Here is a 15,329-nt window from a genome sequence, read left to right as displayed (position 1 = left end):
GGCGTGCGGGCTCAGCCGGGGTCGGTGAGTGCCTCGGCCAGGCGGTCCGGGTCCACGCCCAGGTCCCGCAGCAGCCCGCGCGCCGCGGAGCCGTGGTCGGCGAGGAGCGCGGCCAGCACGGCGGCGTCGCCTTCGGGCGCCCGCTCGAGCACGCCGCTCACCCGCGGCGAGACGTCGCGGGAACGGGGCACGAGCAGCCGCGCCAGCTTCTCGAATGCGGCCTCCCCGGCGGGCCCTTGGGCGGCGAGGCCGCGGCGCAGCGTCTCGTCGCCGAGCGCGCCGAAGGCGAGGAGCAGGGTGTGCGAGCCGATGATCTCGCCCTTCAACTCGGCGAGCAGCCGCGCCAGCCGCAGCGCCGCCGCGGTCCCGGCGCCGAGCCCGTCGGTCCAGACCCGGCCGTCCCCGTTCGCGTCGGCCGCCGCCCGCGGCAGGGGGACGACATCGGCCATGCGCTCGTCGCCGCCGGGCTCCGCTTTCGCCTCGGGCTCCGCCACGGCCTCGGGCTCCGCCACGGCCTCGGGGAGCAGCTGGTCGAGGGAGAGGCCGCACAGCTCAAGCAGTTGGGCCGAGATGCCGCCGCCCACCGTCACGAAGGCGGCGGCGATGTCGGCCGTGCCGATGGCGGACCTGCCGCCGGCCACCGCGACCGACTCGGCCTCCAGGAGGACCCGCGTGACGGTGTCCGACAACTGCACGTCATCCGGCGGTAGTTCGCCGTCCCCGCCGCGGTCGAGCACCGAGCCGACAACCTCGACGAGCACCGCGAACCGGTCCGTGCCGATGCGCTCCGTCACACGTTCGCGCAGCTCCCGCAGGCCGAGCAGGCCGAGCAGCAGATCGACGGACGTGACCACACCGCGCGGCACGGCGTTCGCCCGGATCTGTGTCAGCAGCATGAGTGCGTCGGGCGTGAGGGCGTGCCGCGTGCTCCCCGGCGGCTCCTCGGGCGCCGGGTCCGGCGGCGCGTCACCGGTGAGGTACGCCGTCGGGTCGCCGTACAGCACGAACGACGCCCACGCCGCGTCCGGCCGCTCGCGCAGCCCGGCGCGCGCCCCGCGCACGGCGGCTCCCGCCGGTTCACCGCCCAGCAGCCGGTCGTAGAACAGCTCGGCGAAGCGCCACGCGCCGTCGTCCGCCACTTCGGCGCGCGTGCCGATCACCGTTTTGGCGCCCATGATCGTGAAGGCCCGGCACATGCTGGCGACGCGCCCCGCGGAGGCGCAGCCGTTGATGAACACCACGGGCGGTGCGCCCCGGGTGGACAGCGTCTGGAGGGCGACCTGGTCGAGCAACTCGCGCCGGTGCATCAGCAGCCCGGCCACGCCGCCGCTCGACGCGACGTGCCCGCAGTAGTGGAACAGGTCGTAGGGTCTGCGGTCCGAGGCCAGCTCCCTGACCACCGAGGACACGGTCGCGTCCGCGCCCCGCACCACCGTGCACTCCACGCCGCGCCCCCGCAGCCAGTCCGCGACCCGCGCCACCTCTTCGCGCGCGGCGTCGAGATCGCCCAGGGTGTCGCCCACGATCAGCGCCCGGCGCAGCCGGTCGATGGTCCTGCCGCCGACCACCTGCTGTTTGCCGACGGAACGGCGGCCCAGGTCGTGTTTGAGTCCCAGGAAGTCCCGGCCGTCGTGCAGCAGTTCCCACGGGACGGCCTGCGCCGGCTCGTTCGTCCTGACCAGGAGCGGCCCTATCGACTCCCGCAGCCGTCTGACCAGGTCCGGCAAGATGCCGCCGACACGCGGGAACAGGTGGTCGTACAGCAGGGCGCCCAACTCCCGCAGGCGTTCCTCCGGGTCGTCCCCGGCGCCGGGCCCGCCGGCCGCCGACGTCAGCAGCGCGTCCATCTGCGCACACCAGTCGGATACGAGCGCAGGGCTGACGTCGACGGTGTACTCGGTCTCCCGCGTGCCGCCGTCGCCGCCCCGCTCACCGGAGCGCAACTCGTACGTGTACTGCGCGGACAGGCCCTGGGCCAGCTCGCGCACGTCGAGCGTCGTCATCCCCGCGGCGGTCACGGCAGGGGCCGTCCGGCGCCGTCCCCGCCGTCCCCGTCGTTACCGCCGTCCCCGGGCCCGTTACCGGTCCGCCCGGCGGCGTGGGTGCGGAGGAAGTGCTCCAGGACCTGCCGCTCCCCGTCCGTCGACGGCTCGGTGATGACCAGCTCCGTGCCGTCCACCTTCAGCACGATCGTCGTCACCCCGCGCCGCGCCCCTGACCGTCGTTCGCGGCCCTCGATCAGCCAGCGGCGCACCACGTCGACCACCGCGACCAGCGTGCCGGAGAACGTGACCGCCAGCGTCGCCACGGCGATGAACTCGCCGGCCCGCCGCCCCGGCTCCGGGTCCCGCACCCACTGCGGCGCCACCCGCGTCGCCGCGCCCGCGTCGTACAGCCTGCGGGTCAGCTCGTCGTGCGCCCCCGGCGGCACGTCCCCGCCCAGCGCCAGCTCGCACTCCATTGGGTCCGCCCCTCCCCGTCGTGCCTGTCCGTCAACCATCCTGCCACGCCGGGTAGTTCTCGTTGGCCTCCGGGCAGCAGCAGTCCGGCCGCCGTCAGCGCGCCCCAGCCGAGCGACACCGCGACCGCGCCGCGGCGCCGCAGGCGGCCCGGCAGCGTGGCGCCGAGCAGCGCCGCGTCGCCGACGTCCGCCGCGAGCCGCAGCGCCGCGGCGGTGCGCAGCGCCGGGCCCTCGGGCGCGAGCGCCAGGGCCAGCCCGGAGGCCGCCTCCCGCAGGCCGAGCGGGCGCAGCGCCGTTCGCACCTCCGCGCCGGTCCGCCCGCCGGGCCCGGCCAGCCCCGACGGCTTCGCCAGCAGCGCCGGCCGGGCCGCCACCGCCAGCCCGTACACCGCCGTGGCCACTCCCACGGCGCGCAACACACGTGTATCCATGAACCCACTGTGCCGTACCGCCCCGTACTCCCCCGGGCGTACGGGTCAGGGGGGTGATGCGGTCGGCGGAGTAACACCGTTGCCTCCTGCCGGGCGATGCGCGGACGCGTGGCCGCGGCGGAGCCTGAGGGCCGGCGAGGAAGCCCGCGAAGCGAGGGATGTGCCCCATGGAACAGGACGACGAGGAGCTGCACGCCTTCGGCCGGAGGTGGGCGCGGGCCGAGCTGGCCGGCGACACCGACGCCCTCGGGACGCTGCTGACCGGTGACTTCACGGCGGTCGGGCGGCACGGCTTCGTGCTCGACAGGGCGGCCTGGCTGGCGCGTTACTCCTCGGGCGCGCTCGTTCACGACTCCTTCGACTGGGAGTACGTCGAGATCCGCCGCTACGGCTGTGCGGCCCTGGCGCTCGGGGTGCAGAGCCAGCAGAGCATCTACGAGGGGCGCGATGTGGACGGGCACTTCAGGATCAGCCAGTTCCTGACGGCGGCCGACGGCCGCTGGCGGCTCGCCGGTCTGCACCTGAGCGAGATCGCCATGCGGCCGGGGGCCCCTCGGCCGTGAGCGGCCGCCTCAGACGGTGAGAGTGATGTCGCCGGGCAGGAACTCGCCGAAGTGGGTCCCAGGGAACGTGCGGTGGGCGATCAGGAGCAGCCGGTGCGGCTGCGGGCTCAGGCCGGTGACGGTGAGCGTGCCGTGGCGCGCCAGGGCGGCCCGGCGCGCACCGACCAGCAGGTGCAGACCGGCGATGTCCATGAACGGCGCGTCGGCCAGGTCGAGCGTGACATCGGTGACGGTCGACGGCAGCGCGGCGAACGCGGCCTCGACCTGCGGCAGCGTGTGGATGTCGATCTCGCAGTGCGGACTGATGCTCGCGGTGTTCCCGCGGACGGATGTGTCGACGTGCATGCCGGGCACCCTTCTCGGAGGGTTGTGAGCCCAAAGCGAACCGACCGCACAGCGGGCGGAGGGCCGTGGCGGGTCCGGGTGCCCTGATGAAAAGGGGCAACTCCCGGAACCCTGTCCCGGAGTGCAGCCCCGGGACAATCTCGTGTGATCCCAACATCCCACGGCGGACGGGCTTCTGCCACCTTTTGGCGGGTGGGACATACCACTCCGTCCCGGCCTGTACGGACTCGTCCCACCCGCCGCGGCGCCCGCCGTTCCGCCCTGGTGCCGCGGGTCAGATGACCTGGAGCAGCTTGTTCGGCGTGCCGGGCGGCACACCGGTGAGCCTGCCGACGGCCGCCGCCGCGTCCATGGCCTGCCCGAGCGCGGCAGGGCCGGTACCGGGGTGGTCGGCCAGGTGGAGGGCGGCGACGCCCGCGGCGAAGGCCGCCGACGCGGAGGTACCGGACAGGGCGGCCGTTCCGTCGCCGCCGTCCGGCCAGGCGGAGGTGATGCCGACGCCGGGCGCGAACAGGTCGACGGCGGGCCCGAGGTTGGTGAACGAGGCCACCCGGTCGTCACAGCTGGACGCGGCCACGGTGATGGCCTCGGTGACGCGGCCGGGCGAGTAGTTCCCCGCGTCGTCCGCGCCGCCGCCCGCCGCCACGGCGTAGGCCACGCCGGAGGCGATGGAGGCCCGGACGGCCCGGTCGAGCACGTCGCTCGGCGCGCCGCCGAGGGTCAGCAGCGCGACCGCGGAACGGCCCTGCGCGTCGGCGGTGAGCCAGTCGATGCCCTCGACGACCCCGGCCAGGGTCCCGGCGCCCGAGGCGTCGAGCACCTTGACGGAGACGAGGTCGGCGGCCTTGGCGACGCCGTGCTCCGCGCCGCCGACCAGTCCGGCCATGTGCGTGCCGTGGCCGTTGCCGTCCGAACCGTCCCCGCCGGTGACGTCGTGGCCCGGCCTGGCCCGGCCGCCGAAGTCCTGGTGCCCGTACGCGATTCCGGTGTCGACGATGTAGGCGGTGGCGCCCTCGCCGGCCGAGTCGGGGAAGGTGAAGGAGTGGTCGAGCGGCAGGTCGGGCTGGTCGATGCGGTCGAGTCCGCAGTTGGGCGGGTCGGGCTGGGTGGCGGCCGGGCGGGCGGCGACCGCGGTGTCCTGCTCGACCAGCCGCACGGCCGGGTCGGCGGCCAGGCGGCGGGCCTGCGGCGCGGTGGCCAGGACGTGGAGGCCGGTCAGCGCGCTGTCGTAGGTGCCGGCGACGCGCACGCCGTAGCGGCCGGCCAGCTCGGCGCCGGCCGCGGCGGTGCCGCCGGCGGTGCGCGCGGCACCGCCGTCGAGGACGACGAGGTAGCTGCCCTCGACGGCGCCGGGCGCCCCGGCGTTGACGACGCCGGGTCTCGGGGCGGACGCGGCGGCGGGGAGGGCGCCGGCGGCGGCCAGGCAGAGCAGGGCGGCGGTCAGGGCGGCGGTGGCGCGGGCACCGCGGACCCGGCCGGGTCCGCGGAAGCCACGGGGGCTGCGGGAGGTGCGGGAGGTGCGGCGCAAGGGGTCTCCTCGGGCGGGACCGGAACGGACCTTCGGGTGTGCCCATGACAATCCGGTGTCCTCAGGCTGCCGCCCCCGGCCGGTCAGGACAAGCCCACCCCCGGCCGACGGACACCCCGGGGCTCAGTCCCCCGGCGGCGGGTCCGGCCAGGCGGCGCCTTCGCGGGCGGCGGCCAGCAGCGGACCGAGCGGAAGCCACGCGGCCGGGCCGTCCGCGGTGGCGGGGTGCTCGGCGAAGCGGGCCCACGCGGACTCGTCCTCGCCGAGCGCGTCGAGCACCGCCGCGGCTATCACGGGCCCGCCGTGCGCCAGCGCCGCCCACGCCGGGAGCGCCGCCACCGTGTCAGGACCGCAGCCCTCCGCGGCCAGGGCCAGCCGGGTCCACGCGTCCCTGGCCGCAGCGCCGCCGCCGAGGCGCCGGGGCAGCTCGCGCGTGAGGCGCGGCAGCGCCCCGGCCGGGTCGGAGTGGCGGGCCAGGACGGCGGCGAAGGGCGGGTCCGCCCGGTCCTGGGCCAGCGCTGAGGACAGCAGCGCCCGTTCGACCGCATGGTCGTCGCCCGGGTGCCGGTCGAGGAACGCGGCCAGCGTCTCGCCCGGTATCCCGGCCAGCTGCGGCACCGTCACCTCGCCGGGATCGCCGAGGGCCGCGGCGCTGCGCCGCTCCACCTCGGCGAGCAGCGCGGCGAACCGCTCGTCCCGGCGGCCGCGGCCCCGCGCCGCGTCCCGCACCAGCAGCCGCACCCGCAACGCGACGTCGGGCGTGAGCGCGGGCAGGTGGCGCAGCATCGCGTGCACCCACAGCAGGTGCGCGGGACGGCCGACCGGGCGGCCAGGCAGCGGCTCCCACCCGGCCAGGGCCTCGGCCGCGGTCCCGGCGAACAGGCGGCCCAGCGCGGCGCGGCCCTCCGGCGGGGTCCGCCAGGGCCGGTCCGCGGGCGGGTCGAGCAGCAGGCGCCAGCGTTCGCCCGCGGCCCTGGCGACCCAGTCGACCGCGGCGCGGGCGCCGTGCTCCGGATCGGACGCCCGGTCGTCCAGGTACGCCCGCGGGAGGTGCGCGGCCTCCTGCGGCAGGGCCGCGACCCGCTCCCCGAACCGCGCGCGTGCCTCGTCCCGGCTGAGCCCGCCGAGCAGCGCGCGGCTGATCTCGGCGGTGAGCACCGCCCCGGCGAACCGCTCCAGGTCGGCGCGGGCCACCGCGTCGAGCAGCGCGGGCTCGACGGCCCACGGCAGGGTGCCGAGCAGGTGGTCGCGGATCACGGACCCGGCCGGCGTGCCCGCCGGGATCGCGAGCAGGCGCGCGTGGCGGTCGGGGTGGGTGACCAGCACCCGCAGCCACATCGCCTGCCAGGCGTGCAGCGCCGCCCGGTGGCCGCGCAGCCAGCCCTCGAAGTCCTCGCCGTCCCGCATCGGGGCCGGCGGCCCGGGCAGCAGCTCCACGGCCGCGTCGAACACGGCGTCCGGCAGGCAGGGAACGCCGAGCACCGCCTGCGCCGGGCCCGGCCGGTCCAGCAGCTCCCGGGTCATGTTCACCGGCTCCGCCGCGCGGCGGCGCAGCTCCGCCACGACCGCGGCCGGCACCGCGTCCGCGCCCTCGGCGCCCTCCGCGGCCAGCTCGCCGAGGCGCGCGTCCGCCGCGGCCCGCAGGGCGGCCGTCCGCAGCGAGGCCGGGCAGTCGCGGTGCGCGAGGGCGGCGGCGGCCGTGGCCGGGGCGGCGGACGCGGCCTCCGTCAGCAGCCAGTCCGGCGCGCTCCCGGCGCACGCGCCGTGCAGCAGTGCGTGCAGCAGCGGCTCCCGCTCCGCGCCGGGCGCGCCCTGCCGCGCCCGCCCGGCCGCGAACCTGGCCGCCGCGGAGCCGGGCGCCGCCGTGGCGGCCAGGCCGGTCAGGAACGCGGCGGGCAGCGCCGCCGCCCCGCCGCTCACTGCCCCCCCTCGTTCGCTTCTCCGCCCGCGCGGCGAAGCGTGTGGTGGGTGGTGGTATGCGGCTCGGCGGCCGCGTGGGCGCCGCTCACTGTGCCTCCTCGTTCGCTTCTCCGCCCGCGCGGCGAAGCGTGTGGTGGGTGGTGGTATGCGGCTCGGCGGCCGCGTGGGCGCCGCTCACTGTGCCTCCTCGTTCGCTTCTCCGCCCGCGCGGCGAAGCGTGTGGTGGGTGGTGGTATGCGGCCCGGCGGCCGCGTGGGCGCCGCTCACCGGCCGGTCCCCGCGACGTACTCGCGCAGGTGCCGCGCGGTCAGGGTGTCGCCCCGCGCCACGAGATCGGCCGGGGTGCCGGTGAACACGACCCGGCCGCCGTCGTGTCCGGCGCCGGGACCGAGGTCGATCAGCCAGTCGGCGTGCGCCATGACCGCCTGGTGGTGCTCGATGACGACGACCGTGTTGCCCGCGTCGACCAGCCGGTCGAGGAGGGCGAGCAGCTGGTCCACGTCCGCCAGGTGCAGGCCGGTGGTCGGCTCGTCCAGCACGTATGTCGCGGCCTTCTCCGCCATGTGGATCGCCAGCTTCAGCCGCTGCCGCTCGCCGCCGGAGAGGGTGGTCAGGGGCTGGCCGAGCCGCAGGTAGCTCAGGCCCACGTCCATCAGCCGGCCGAGGATCGTCTGCGCCTGGCCGGTGCGGAAGAACTTGTGCGCCTCGGCCACGGACATGCCCAGGACCTCGCTGATGTCCTTGCCGTCCAGCTTGTACGTCAGCACCTGCGGCGTGAACCGCTTGCCCTGGCACTCCTCGCAGACCGAGGCGACCCCGGCCATCATCGCGAGGTCGGTGTAGACGAGGCCGATCCCGTTGCAGTTGGGGCAGGCCCCTTCCGAATTGGCGCTGAACAGGGCTGCCTTGACCCCGTTGGCCTTGGCGAACGCGGTACGGATCGGGGCGAGCAGCCCGGTGTAGGTCGCCGGGTTGCTCCGGCGGGAGCCGCGGATCGCGGACTGGTCGGCGACGACGACGCCCTCCCGGCCGGGCAGCGCGCCGTGGACGAGGGAGCTCTTGCCGGAGCCGGCGACGCCGGTGACGACGGTCAGGACGCCCACCGGGATGTCGACGTCGACGTCGCGCAGATTGTGCGTGCGGGCGCCGGTGATCGGCAGCTTGCCGCGCGGCGCGCGCACGGACTCCCGCAGCCCGGCCCGGTGTTCGAGGTGGCGGCCGGTCAGCGTGTCCGAGGCGCGCAGCCCCGCGATGTCGCCGGTGTAGCAGATCTCCCCGCCGGCGCTGCCCGCGCCGGGGCCGAGATCGACGACGTGGTCGGCGATGGCGATGACCTCCGGCTTGTGCTCGACGACGAGCACCGTGTTGCCCTTGTCGCGCAGCCGCAGCAGCAGGTCGTTCATCCGGGCGATGTCGTGCGGGTGCAGGCCGGTGGTGGGCTCGTCGAAGACGTAGGTGACGTCGGTGAGGCTGGACCCGAGGTGGCGGACCATCTTGACCCGCTGCGACTCGCCGCCGGAGAGGGTGACGGACGTGCGGTCCAGGCTCAGGTAGCCGAGGCCGATCTCCACCAGCGAGTCGAGCAGGTCGCGCAGCGCGCTCAGCATCGGCGCGACCGAGGGCGCGTCGAGGCCGCGGACGAACGCCGCCAGATCGCTGATCTGCATGGCGGAGCACTCCGCGATGGTGACCCCGTCGATCTTGGAGGACAGCGCGGCGGCGCTGAGCCGGGTGCCGCCGCAGGTGCCGCACTCGGCGAAGACGACGGCCCGGTCCACGAAGGCGCGGACCGCGGTCTGCATAGAGTCCCGGTCCTTGGCCAGGTAGGTGCGCGTCACCTTGGGGACCAGGCCCTCGTAGGTGATGTTGTTGGTGCCGACCTTGATCTTGGTGGCGGACTTGTGCAGGAAGTCCTCCCACTGCTCCGGCGGGTAGTCCTTCAGCTTCATGTCGGGGTCGAACAGCCCGGAATGCGCCATGACCTGCCAGTACCAGGCGCCGACGGTGAAGCCGGGCACGGTGATGGCCCCCTCGTTGAGCGACAGCTCCCGGTCCACGAGCTGGTCGATGTCGATCCGCGAGACCTCACCGAGGCCCTCGCAGTCGGAACAGGCGCCCTCCGCGGTGTTGAAGCTGAACGCCGACGAGGTGCCGATGTGCGGGGTGCCGAGTCTGCTGTAGACGATCCGCAGCATCGTGTAAGCGTCGGTGACCGTGCCCACGGTGGACCGCGAGTTGGCCCCCATCCGCTCCTGGTCGACGACGATGGCCGCGCTCAGGTTGTGCAGGGCGTCGACGTCCGGGCGGCCCAGGCTCGGCATGAACGACTGGATGAACGCGGTGTACGTCTCGTTGATCAGGCGCTGGGACTCGGCCGCGATGGTGCCGAAGACGAGGGAGGACTTCCCCGAGCCGGAGACGCCGGTGAAGACCGTCAGCCTGCGCTTGGGTATGTCGAGGGAGATGTCCTTCAGATTGTTCTCCCGCGCGCCGCGCACCTGGATCACGTCGTGGCTGTCCGCGGCGAGGGAGGCGGCGCGCGGCGGGGCGGCGGGGCCCGGCGGCGTGGCGGGCGAACGGGATGGCTCGGCGGACATGAACGACTCCCCTGGTGCGGATCTGACGCGGATCTGGTGCGGACCTGGTGCGGACCTGGCGCGGCGGCGTACGGCGATGCGGCGGCCGGGCCCTTCGGACCCGACGGCTCGATCATGGCATCCGGCACTGACAACGCGACCGCTGGAGACACCGTGCACGAGACCTGGACCGCCGTCGAGCGCATCGCCGCCTGGCTGGAGGAGCACAGCACCCTGCCCGTCGAGCAGCGCAGGCTGCTGCAACTGCTGAAGATCACCGAGGAGGCGGGGGAGGTGGCCGAGGCGGTGATCGGTGCGACCGGGCAGAACCCGCGGAAGGGCAGGTCGCACACCTGGCAGGACGTGGAGGCCGAGGTGTGCGACGTCATCGTCACGGCGATGGTCGCGCTGGCCCGGCTGACGCCCGACGCCCGCGAGGTCTTCGCGGCGCACCTGGCGCGCGTCGTCGAGCGGAACGCCGCGTTCGGCGGCTGACGCGCCCGGCTCAGCCCCGCGGGTCCGCGGCGGCGGCCGAGCGGTCCAGCGCGGCGACGAGGGCGCGCGCGTCATCGGCCCAGAAGCGCAGGACGCGGGCGCGGGCCGGCCGCCCGAGGGGCCGCAGGAACGGGACGGGGGCGGTGAGTTCGACGGTCACGCTGACCTGCCCCGCGACCGCGAGAACGGCCGTACCGCCGCCCGGCCCGCCCGAGCCGCCCGGCCCGCCCGGCCCGCCCGGCCCGCCCGAGCCGCCCGGCCCGCCCGGCCCGCCCGGCTCGTCGTGGACCCGGAGCGGTCCGCCGCCGGTGTAGTGGGTATCCACGCGGGCGGCGGCGATGCGGTCGGCGGGGACCCGGATGTCGACCAGCGCCCCGTGCCGTATCCGCAGCGAGCCGTCCGCGCCCACGACGTGCGGGCGGACGACGCACGCGGACTGGTGAGCCACCACGAAGAAGATGCCCCACAGCCCGATGACCAGCAGGACGGCGTGGACCAGCGGCCAGGGCACGAGCACCGCGAGCACCACCGTCTCCAGGACCGAGAGGAAGAGCATCACCCAGTTCAGGGCGGCCTGCGCCGATGCGTACCCCGCCGCCGTGTCGCCCGGGCCCACGCCGTGCGGGCCGCGGCGGAACAGGCGCCGCAGCAGGCAGGACCACAGGGCGCGTTCGTGCCGCAGCAGGCGCAGGCACCCGGTCCCGGCGCGCGCGGCGTTCACCGCTCGCCCTGCTCCGCGATCAGCCGCATCGCCTGCCAGACGGCCTCGGCCTGGGCCTCGGAGAACTCGGCGAAGAACGCCTCGGTGAATCCGCGGCCGTCCGCACCGTCCCGCGTCCGGTGCGCCTGTCCGGCGGCCTCGGCCATCGGTGCCGCGATCTCCGCCGGAAGCGCGTCCACCAGGGCCCGCGCCACCGCGGGGACCCGCGGATCGTCGGCGGCGGCGTCCGCCAGGCCGTCCATCTGCGCGTACAGCTCGTAGGCGCGCCGCAGCGCCCCGGGTTCCGACTTCAGGGCACGCAGCAGGCCGCCCAGCCACTCGGCGGCCCCGGGGGCCGGGGCGGCTTCGAGCAGGGCGAGCAGTTCGCGCTCCTTCGCGGCCATGCGGGGCTCCGGGCCAGGGAGTTCCGCAGAGGCGCGGGACATCTCGGTGAACAGGGCGGCGAGCTCGGGCGAGACCGGGCCCTCCCGCGGCAGGCCGCCGTTCTCGCCGGCCTGCCGCAGCACCTCGGACAGGCGTTCCCTGCGGCGCCGGATCGCCTCCTCCTGGGCGGCCAGGTCGTCGTCGAGCTCGGCCAGGACCTCGTCCAGCTCGTGCGCCGTGTCGTCGGCGAGCACGTCGCGGATCTCCTCCAGGCCGAGGCCCAGCTCCGTCAGCCGCCGGATGCGGGCCAGGCGGATGGCGTCGCGCAGCCCGTAGGAGCGGTAGCCGTTGGCCTCGCGCGGGGACTCGGGCAGCAGCCCGATGTGGTGGTAGTGGCGGATGGTGCGGGTGGTGACGCCGGCCAGTGCGGCGAGCTCTCCGATGCGCATGCGGCCAGTAGAAACGTTGACGTTGCGGCAAGGTCAAGCGGCACGCAGGCCGGGGGGCGCGTTCCGTTACCGTGCGCCCTGCGCGTCCCCGGGGCGCCGCCCCAGCAGCTCCGCGAGGCCCTGCCGGGTCGCGGCCACCACCACCCGGTCCCGGGGCCGCAGCACGTAGCCGGGGTGCACGTTCCACAGCAGGCCCGCGGGCCTGCTCCGCTCCTCCGCGGGGCGCGGCGCCGCCAGGTCGGTGCGCCGGTCCTCCGGCTCGGCCGTGTCGAGCGCAACGACCCGCCACGCGTCCCGCCGGTACGCCTCCGCGACCGTCCTGCCCTCGAACTGCGGCAGCGCCGACACCTCCACCGCCGCGAACAGCAGCACCCGCCGCTCCACCGGAACGGCCCCCAGGATCTGCCGCCCCATCATCGCGCCCGCGAACGCGGGCGCGGCCAGCGTCGACACGCTGCGGCTGCGCGTCAGCGCCCCAGGGTGCGCGGCGCGCAGCGTGCGGTACACCGCGGTCGCGAAGTCGTCGTCGTAGATGCGCAGCGACACCCGCAGGTCCGGCTGAACGGAACGCGCGTACAGCGCCGCCTCCAGGTTCGTCGCGTCCGCGCTCGTCACCGCGAGCAGCGCCTGCGCGCGGTGGATCTTCGCGGCTTCGAGCACGCCTTCCTGCGTGACGTCGCCCAGCACCACCGGCACCCCCAGCCTGCGGGCCGTCGCGATGCCCCTGGCCTCCGGGTCCTCCTCCACGCACACCACCGGAATGTCCAGCTCCCGCAGCTGCGCCAGCACGCGGGTGCCGATCTTGCCGAGGCCGAGCAGCACCACGTGCCCCGACAGGCCGCGCGGCGGGCGCGGCAGCGCGGTATGACTGCGGAACGTGCCGAGCGCCTGGAGCGCGCCCGCCACCAGGATCGGCAGCAGCGCGAGCCCCACGAGCCCCGCGACCAGCTGGAGCGTCTGCCGCGCCACCGGCTCCCCGACGGCCGGGTCGCCGATGGAGAACAGATCGAGCAGCGTCAGGTAGGCGGCGTTCAGCGGGTGCCCGCCCGTGGCCCACCACAGCGCGACGGCCAGCACGCACCCGGCCGCCCCGACGCCCGCGAGCGCCCACCGCAGCCGCCCGGGGAAGATGTCCGCGAGCGGCGCGCCCCGCCGCGCCAGGCGCCGCGGCGGCAGCGCGGGACCGGCGTGCGCGACCGTTTCCAGCACCACGGTGCCGCGGCCGGTCGCCGCCGCCACCTCCGCGTCGTCGGGCAGCAGCAGCGGCGCGCCCGCGCCGCTGCGGTCGGAACCCTCGTCGCCCGCCGGGTCCTGCGCCGTCGCGGACAGCAGCGCCAGCGTGCACAGGCCCGGGTCGGCGATCTCGCCGGGGGCGGGCGGCGGGCGTTCCGCGGCGCGCAGCAGCAGCCCGTCGGCCGCCACGACCTTGCGCGTTCCGGCGACCGCGGTGGCCGCCAGCGCGGGCGCGGCCGTGTCGGCGTCCGAGAGCACGATGGTGGAGGCGTCGAGGCCGGCCGGGTCGAGCCCCGGCAGCGCCACCGCGGCGGCCTGGTCGAGGAGGTCGGCGAGGCGGAGGCCGAGCTTGCGGTTGTACAGGCGGATCACCAGCCGCAGCCGCGGGTTGAGCCGCCGGGCGGCGAGCGCGGCCCTGATGTTCGTCTCGTCGTCCTCGTGGACCAGCGCCATCGCGGCGGCCTCCGCGGCGCCCGCCTGCCGCAGCACGTCCTCGGTGGGCTCGGCCGCCTCGATCTCCCGCACGGCGGGCGTGTCGCCGGACGCGGCGCCCGCGTCGGACCGCCCCATCGCGGCGGTCATCCGGCCCAGGAACGCCGAGATGCGCACCAGGCCGCGCCGGCCGTCGCGCGTGCCGTCGCCCGCGTCGGCGGGCGGGACGACGAGCGTGACCCGTTCCCTGTACACCTCGTGCAGTTCGGCGCCGAGCCGCACCGCCAGCACGTCGTCCCCGCAGACGATCATGTGCCCGGCGGCTGCTCCCTGGTGGCCGTCGGCCGGAAGTACAGACACGCATCGAAGACGCGCGGTCACCCCAACAGGTTCCACAGCAAAGGCAGTTGGACGGTCGGCCCGCACCCCCCGCGGGGCGCGGCCGACCGGTGCGGCGCGCGGCGGTCAGGCGGCCTTCGTCACCGCCACCACCGCGGGGGTGCGGAGCGCCCTGCGGGCCGTCGCCCAGCCGGTGACCATCGTGGCCGCGGCGGCTGTCGCGACGATGCCGAGCCAGACCAGCGGCGACTGCTCCGGCCACACCGTGTCGGTGCGCACCATGTTGAACGGCACCAGACCGGCCAGGCCCGCCGCCGTGCCGAGGACCACCCCGGTCACCGTCAGCAGCAGCCCCTCGGTGACGACCATGCCGAGCACCTGCCGCGGCGTCGCCCCCGCCAGCCGCTGCCCGCCGAACTCGCGGCTGCGGTACGAGGTCGCCGCGTACAGGCTGTTGATCAGCATGATGCAGGCGAAGCCGACGATGACGCCGACGACGATCAGGTTCATCGTCTCCAGGTTCTTGTCGTCCACCGACTTCGCCAGGCCGGACGCCTCGATCGCGTCGCTCTCGACGGCCTGCATGTACACCGTCGCCGTGGCCACGCCGATGAACAGCACCAGCGGCATCAGAACCCCCGCCAACTCCGCGGCGCGCTGCCGGGTGTTGAGCACGGCCAGGTAGCCGCCGGCGCCCAGCGCCCCGATCGGCCGGCCGACGCGGCGCAGCAGCATCCGCAGCAGTGCGGGCGAGAACGCGGCCAGACCGATCGACAGCAGGATCGCGCCGTACGCGGCGGGCGCCATCAGTGCCGGGTCCGTGCTCTCGAACACGAAGGTGGTGGCCGCCCCGCCGAGACCGGTCACCAGCGCGAGGCCGCCGCCGACGTTCCGCAGCCGGCCGCGCGGCTCCCCGGCCCCGGCCGCCCCGGCCGCGGTCCTGGTGGCGCGGCGCACCGCGAGGTACGCGGCACCGGCCGCGGCGATCAGCGTGATGCCGAAGCCCGCGGACAGCGCGATGGGCCCGAACGCGAAGTCCACGTCCGCCGCCACCTGGTCGGTGTCCTGGAACATGTCGAACAGGGCCCGCCCGCCGAGCATCGCGGGGCCGATCGCGAGCACCGTCGCGGCCAGCGCCACGAGCACGGACTCGCCGACGATCATCCGCTTGATCTGCGCCGGGGTCGCCCCCGTGCGGCGCAGCAGCCCCATCTCCTCCTCGCGCTGCCGCACGTTCACCGTCAGCGTGGAGGCGATGGCGAAGAAGACCAGCAGCGTGCCGTACCCGCCGACGACGCCGGCGGCGAGCGTCAGCGACTCCGCGCTCCGGTCGTCGACGCCCGCCGCGCCCGCGGTGTCGTGCATCGAGTTGAACGTCATGGTCACGGTCGCGCCGAGGAACGCGGCGAGCAGGGTTCCGACGAAGCGCCCGGGGCGCTGCCGCACGGAGCGGAATGCCAGTGAGAACACGGC

12 protein-coding genes and 1 pseudogene are annotated in these 15,329 nt (G+C 75.8%); 2 read left to right on the top strand and 11 right to left on the bottom strand.

The annotated features are described in order from the left end of the window. Positions 1-11 precede the first annotated feature (11 nt). The 3 genes and pseudogenes from STBA_RS16780 to STBA_RS16770 all read right to left on the bottom strand — a co-directional run. Positions 12-2,018, bottom strand: a complete 2,007-nt coding sequence (locus STBA_RS16780; RefSeq protein ID WP_077060031.1) for a CHAT domain-containing protein — start codon at positions 2,016-2,018, stop codon at positions 12-14. Further along, positions 2,015-2,461: a hypothetical protein gene (locus tag STBA_RS16775; protein ID WP_077060030.1), complete on the bottom strand. Its 447-nt coding sequence runs from the start codon at positions 2,459-2,461 to the stop codon at positions 2,015-2,017. Before STBA_RS16775 ends, STBA_RS16780 begins: the two co-directional genes overlap by 4 nt. Before the next feature lie 80 nt (positions 2,462-2,541). Beyond that, positions 2,542-2,892 (bottom strand): annotated as a pseudogene (locus STBA_RS16770) (hypothetical protein); the annotation flags it as partial. 167 nt (positions 2,893-3,059) lie between these two features. On the opposite strand from STBA_RS16770, the gene STBA_RS16765 reads away from it, so the two are divergent. Then, positions 3,060-3,455 (top strand): nuclear transport factor 2 family protein, encoded by a 396-nt coding sequence (locus STBA_RS16765; RefSeq protein ID WP_077060029.1) that lies wholly within the window; start codon positions 3,060-3,062, stop codon positions 3,453-3,455. A 9-nt stretch (positions 3,456-3,464) separates the two neighbouring features. On the opposite strand, the gene STBA_RS16760 is transcribed toward STBA_RS16765, so the two are convergent. The 4 genes from STBA_RS16760 to STBA_RS16745 all read right to left on the bottom strand — a co-directional run bounded on the left by STBA_RS16760 (position 3,465) and on the right by STBA_RS16745 (position 9,845). After that, positions 3,465-3,800, bottom strand: a complete 336-nt coding sequence (locus STBA_RS16760; RefSeq protein WP_077060028.1) for an STAS domain-containing protein — start codon at positions 3,798-3,800, stop codon at positions 3,465-3,467. Between the two features lie 274 nt (positions 3,801-4,074). After that, positions 4,075-5,328: a S8 family peptidase gene (locus tag STBA_RS16755; RefSeq protein ID WP_079251973.1), complete on the bottom strand. Its 1,254-nt coding sequence runs from the start codon at positions 5,326-5,328 to the stop codon at positions 4,075-4,077. Between the two features lie 123 nt (positions 5,329-5,451). Further along, positions 5,452-7,248, bottom strand: a complete 1,797-nt coding sequence (locus STBA_RS16750) for a hypothetical protein (protein ID WP_077060027.1) — start codon at positions 7,246-7,248, stop codon at positions 5,452-5,454. Positions 7,249-7,511: 263 nt separating this feature from the next. Continuing rightward, a complete protein-coding gene (locus STBA_RS16745; protein WP_079251972.1) occupies positions 7,512-9,845 on the bottom strand; it encodes an excinuclease ABC subunit UvrA in 2,334 nt (777 codons plus the stop codon). Positions 9,846-9,959: 114 nt separating this feature from the next. On the opposite strand from STBA_RS16745, the gene STBA_RS16740 reads away from it, so the two are divergent. Beyond that, complete coding sequence (locus tag STBA_RS16740; protein WP_077063375.1) at positions 9,960-10,319, top strand: MazG-like family protein; 360 nt, start codon at positions 9,960-9,962, stop codon at positions 10,317-10,319. Between the two features lie 10 nt (positions 10,320-10,329). On the opposite strand, the gene STBA_RS38335 is transcribed toward STBA_RS16740, so the two are convergent. The 4 genes from STBA_RS38335 to STBA_RS16720 form a co-directional block, all read right to left on the bottom strand. After that, positions 10,330-11,040 carry a hypothetical protein gene (locus STBA_RS38335; RefSeq protein ID WP_077060026.1) on the bottom strand — a complete coding sequence of 237 codons (711 nt, stop codon included), beginning with the start codon at positions 11,038-11,040 and terminating at the stop codon, positions 10,330-10,332. Further along, positions 11,037-11,852: a MerR family transcriptional regulator gene (locus tag STBA_RS16730; protein ID WP_077060025.1), complete on the bottom strand. Its 816-nt coding sequence runs from the start codon at positions 11,850-11,852 to the stop codon at positions 11,037-11,039. Before STBA_RS16730 ends, STBA_RS38335 begins: the two co-directional genes overlap by 4 nt. A gap of 66 nt (positions 11,853-11,918) precedes the next feature. After that, positions 11,919-13,829 (bottom strand): NAD(P)-binding protein, encoded by a 1,911-nt coding sequence (locus STBA_RS16725; protein WP_077060024.1) that lies wholly within the window; start codon positions 13,827-13,829, stop codon positions 11,919-11,921. Between the two features lie 153 nt (positions 13,830-13,982). Next, positions 13,983-15,326, bottom strand: a complete 1,344-nt coding sequence (locus tag STBA_RS16720; protein WP_077060023.1) for an ABC transporter permease — start codon at positions 15,324-15,326, stop codon at positions 13,983-13,985. Positions 15,327-15,329 lie beyond the last annotated feature (3 nt).

The organism is Streptomyces sp. MP131-18, assembly GCF_001984575.1.
Lineage (GTDB): Bacteria > Actinomycetota > Actinomycetes > Streptomycetales > Streptomycetaceae > Streptomyces > Streptomyces johnsoniae.
This window is presented reverse-complemented; position numbering and strand designations above follow the sequence as displayed.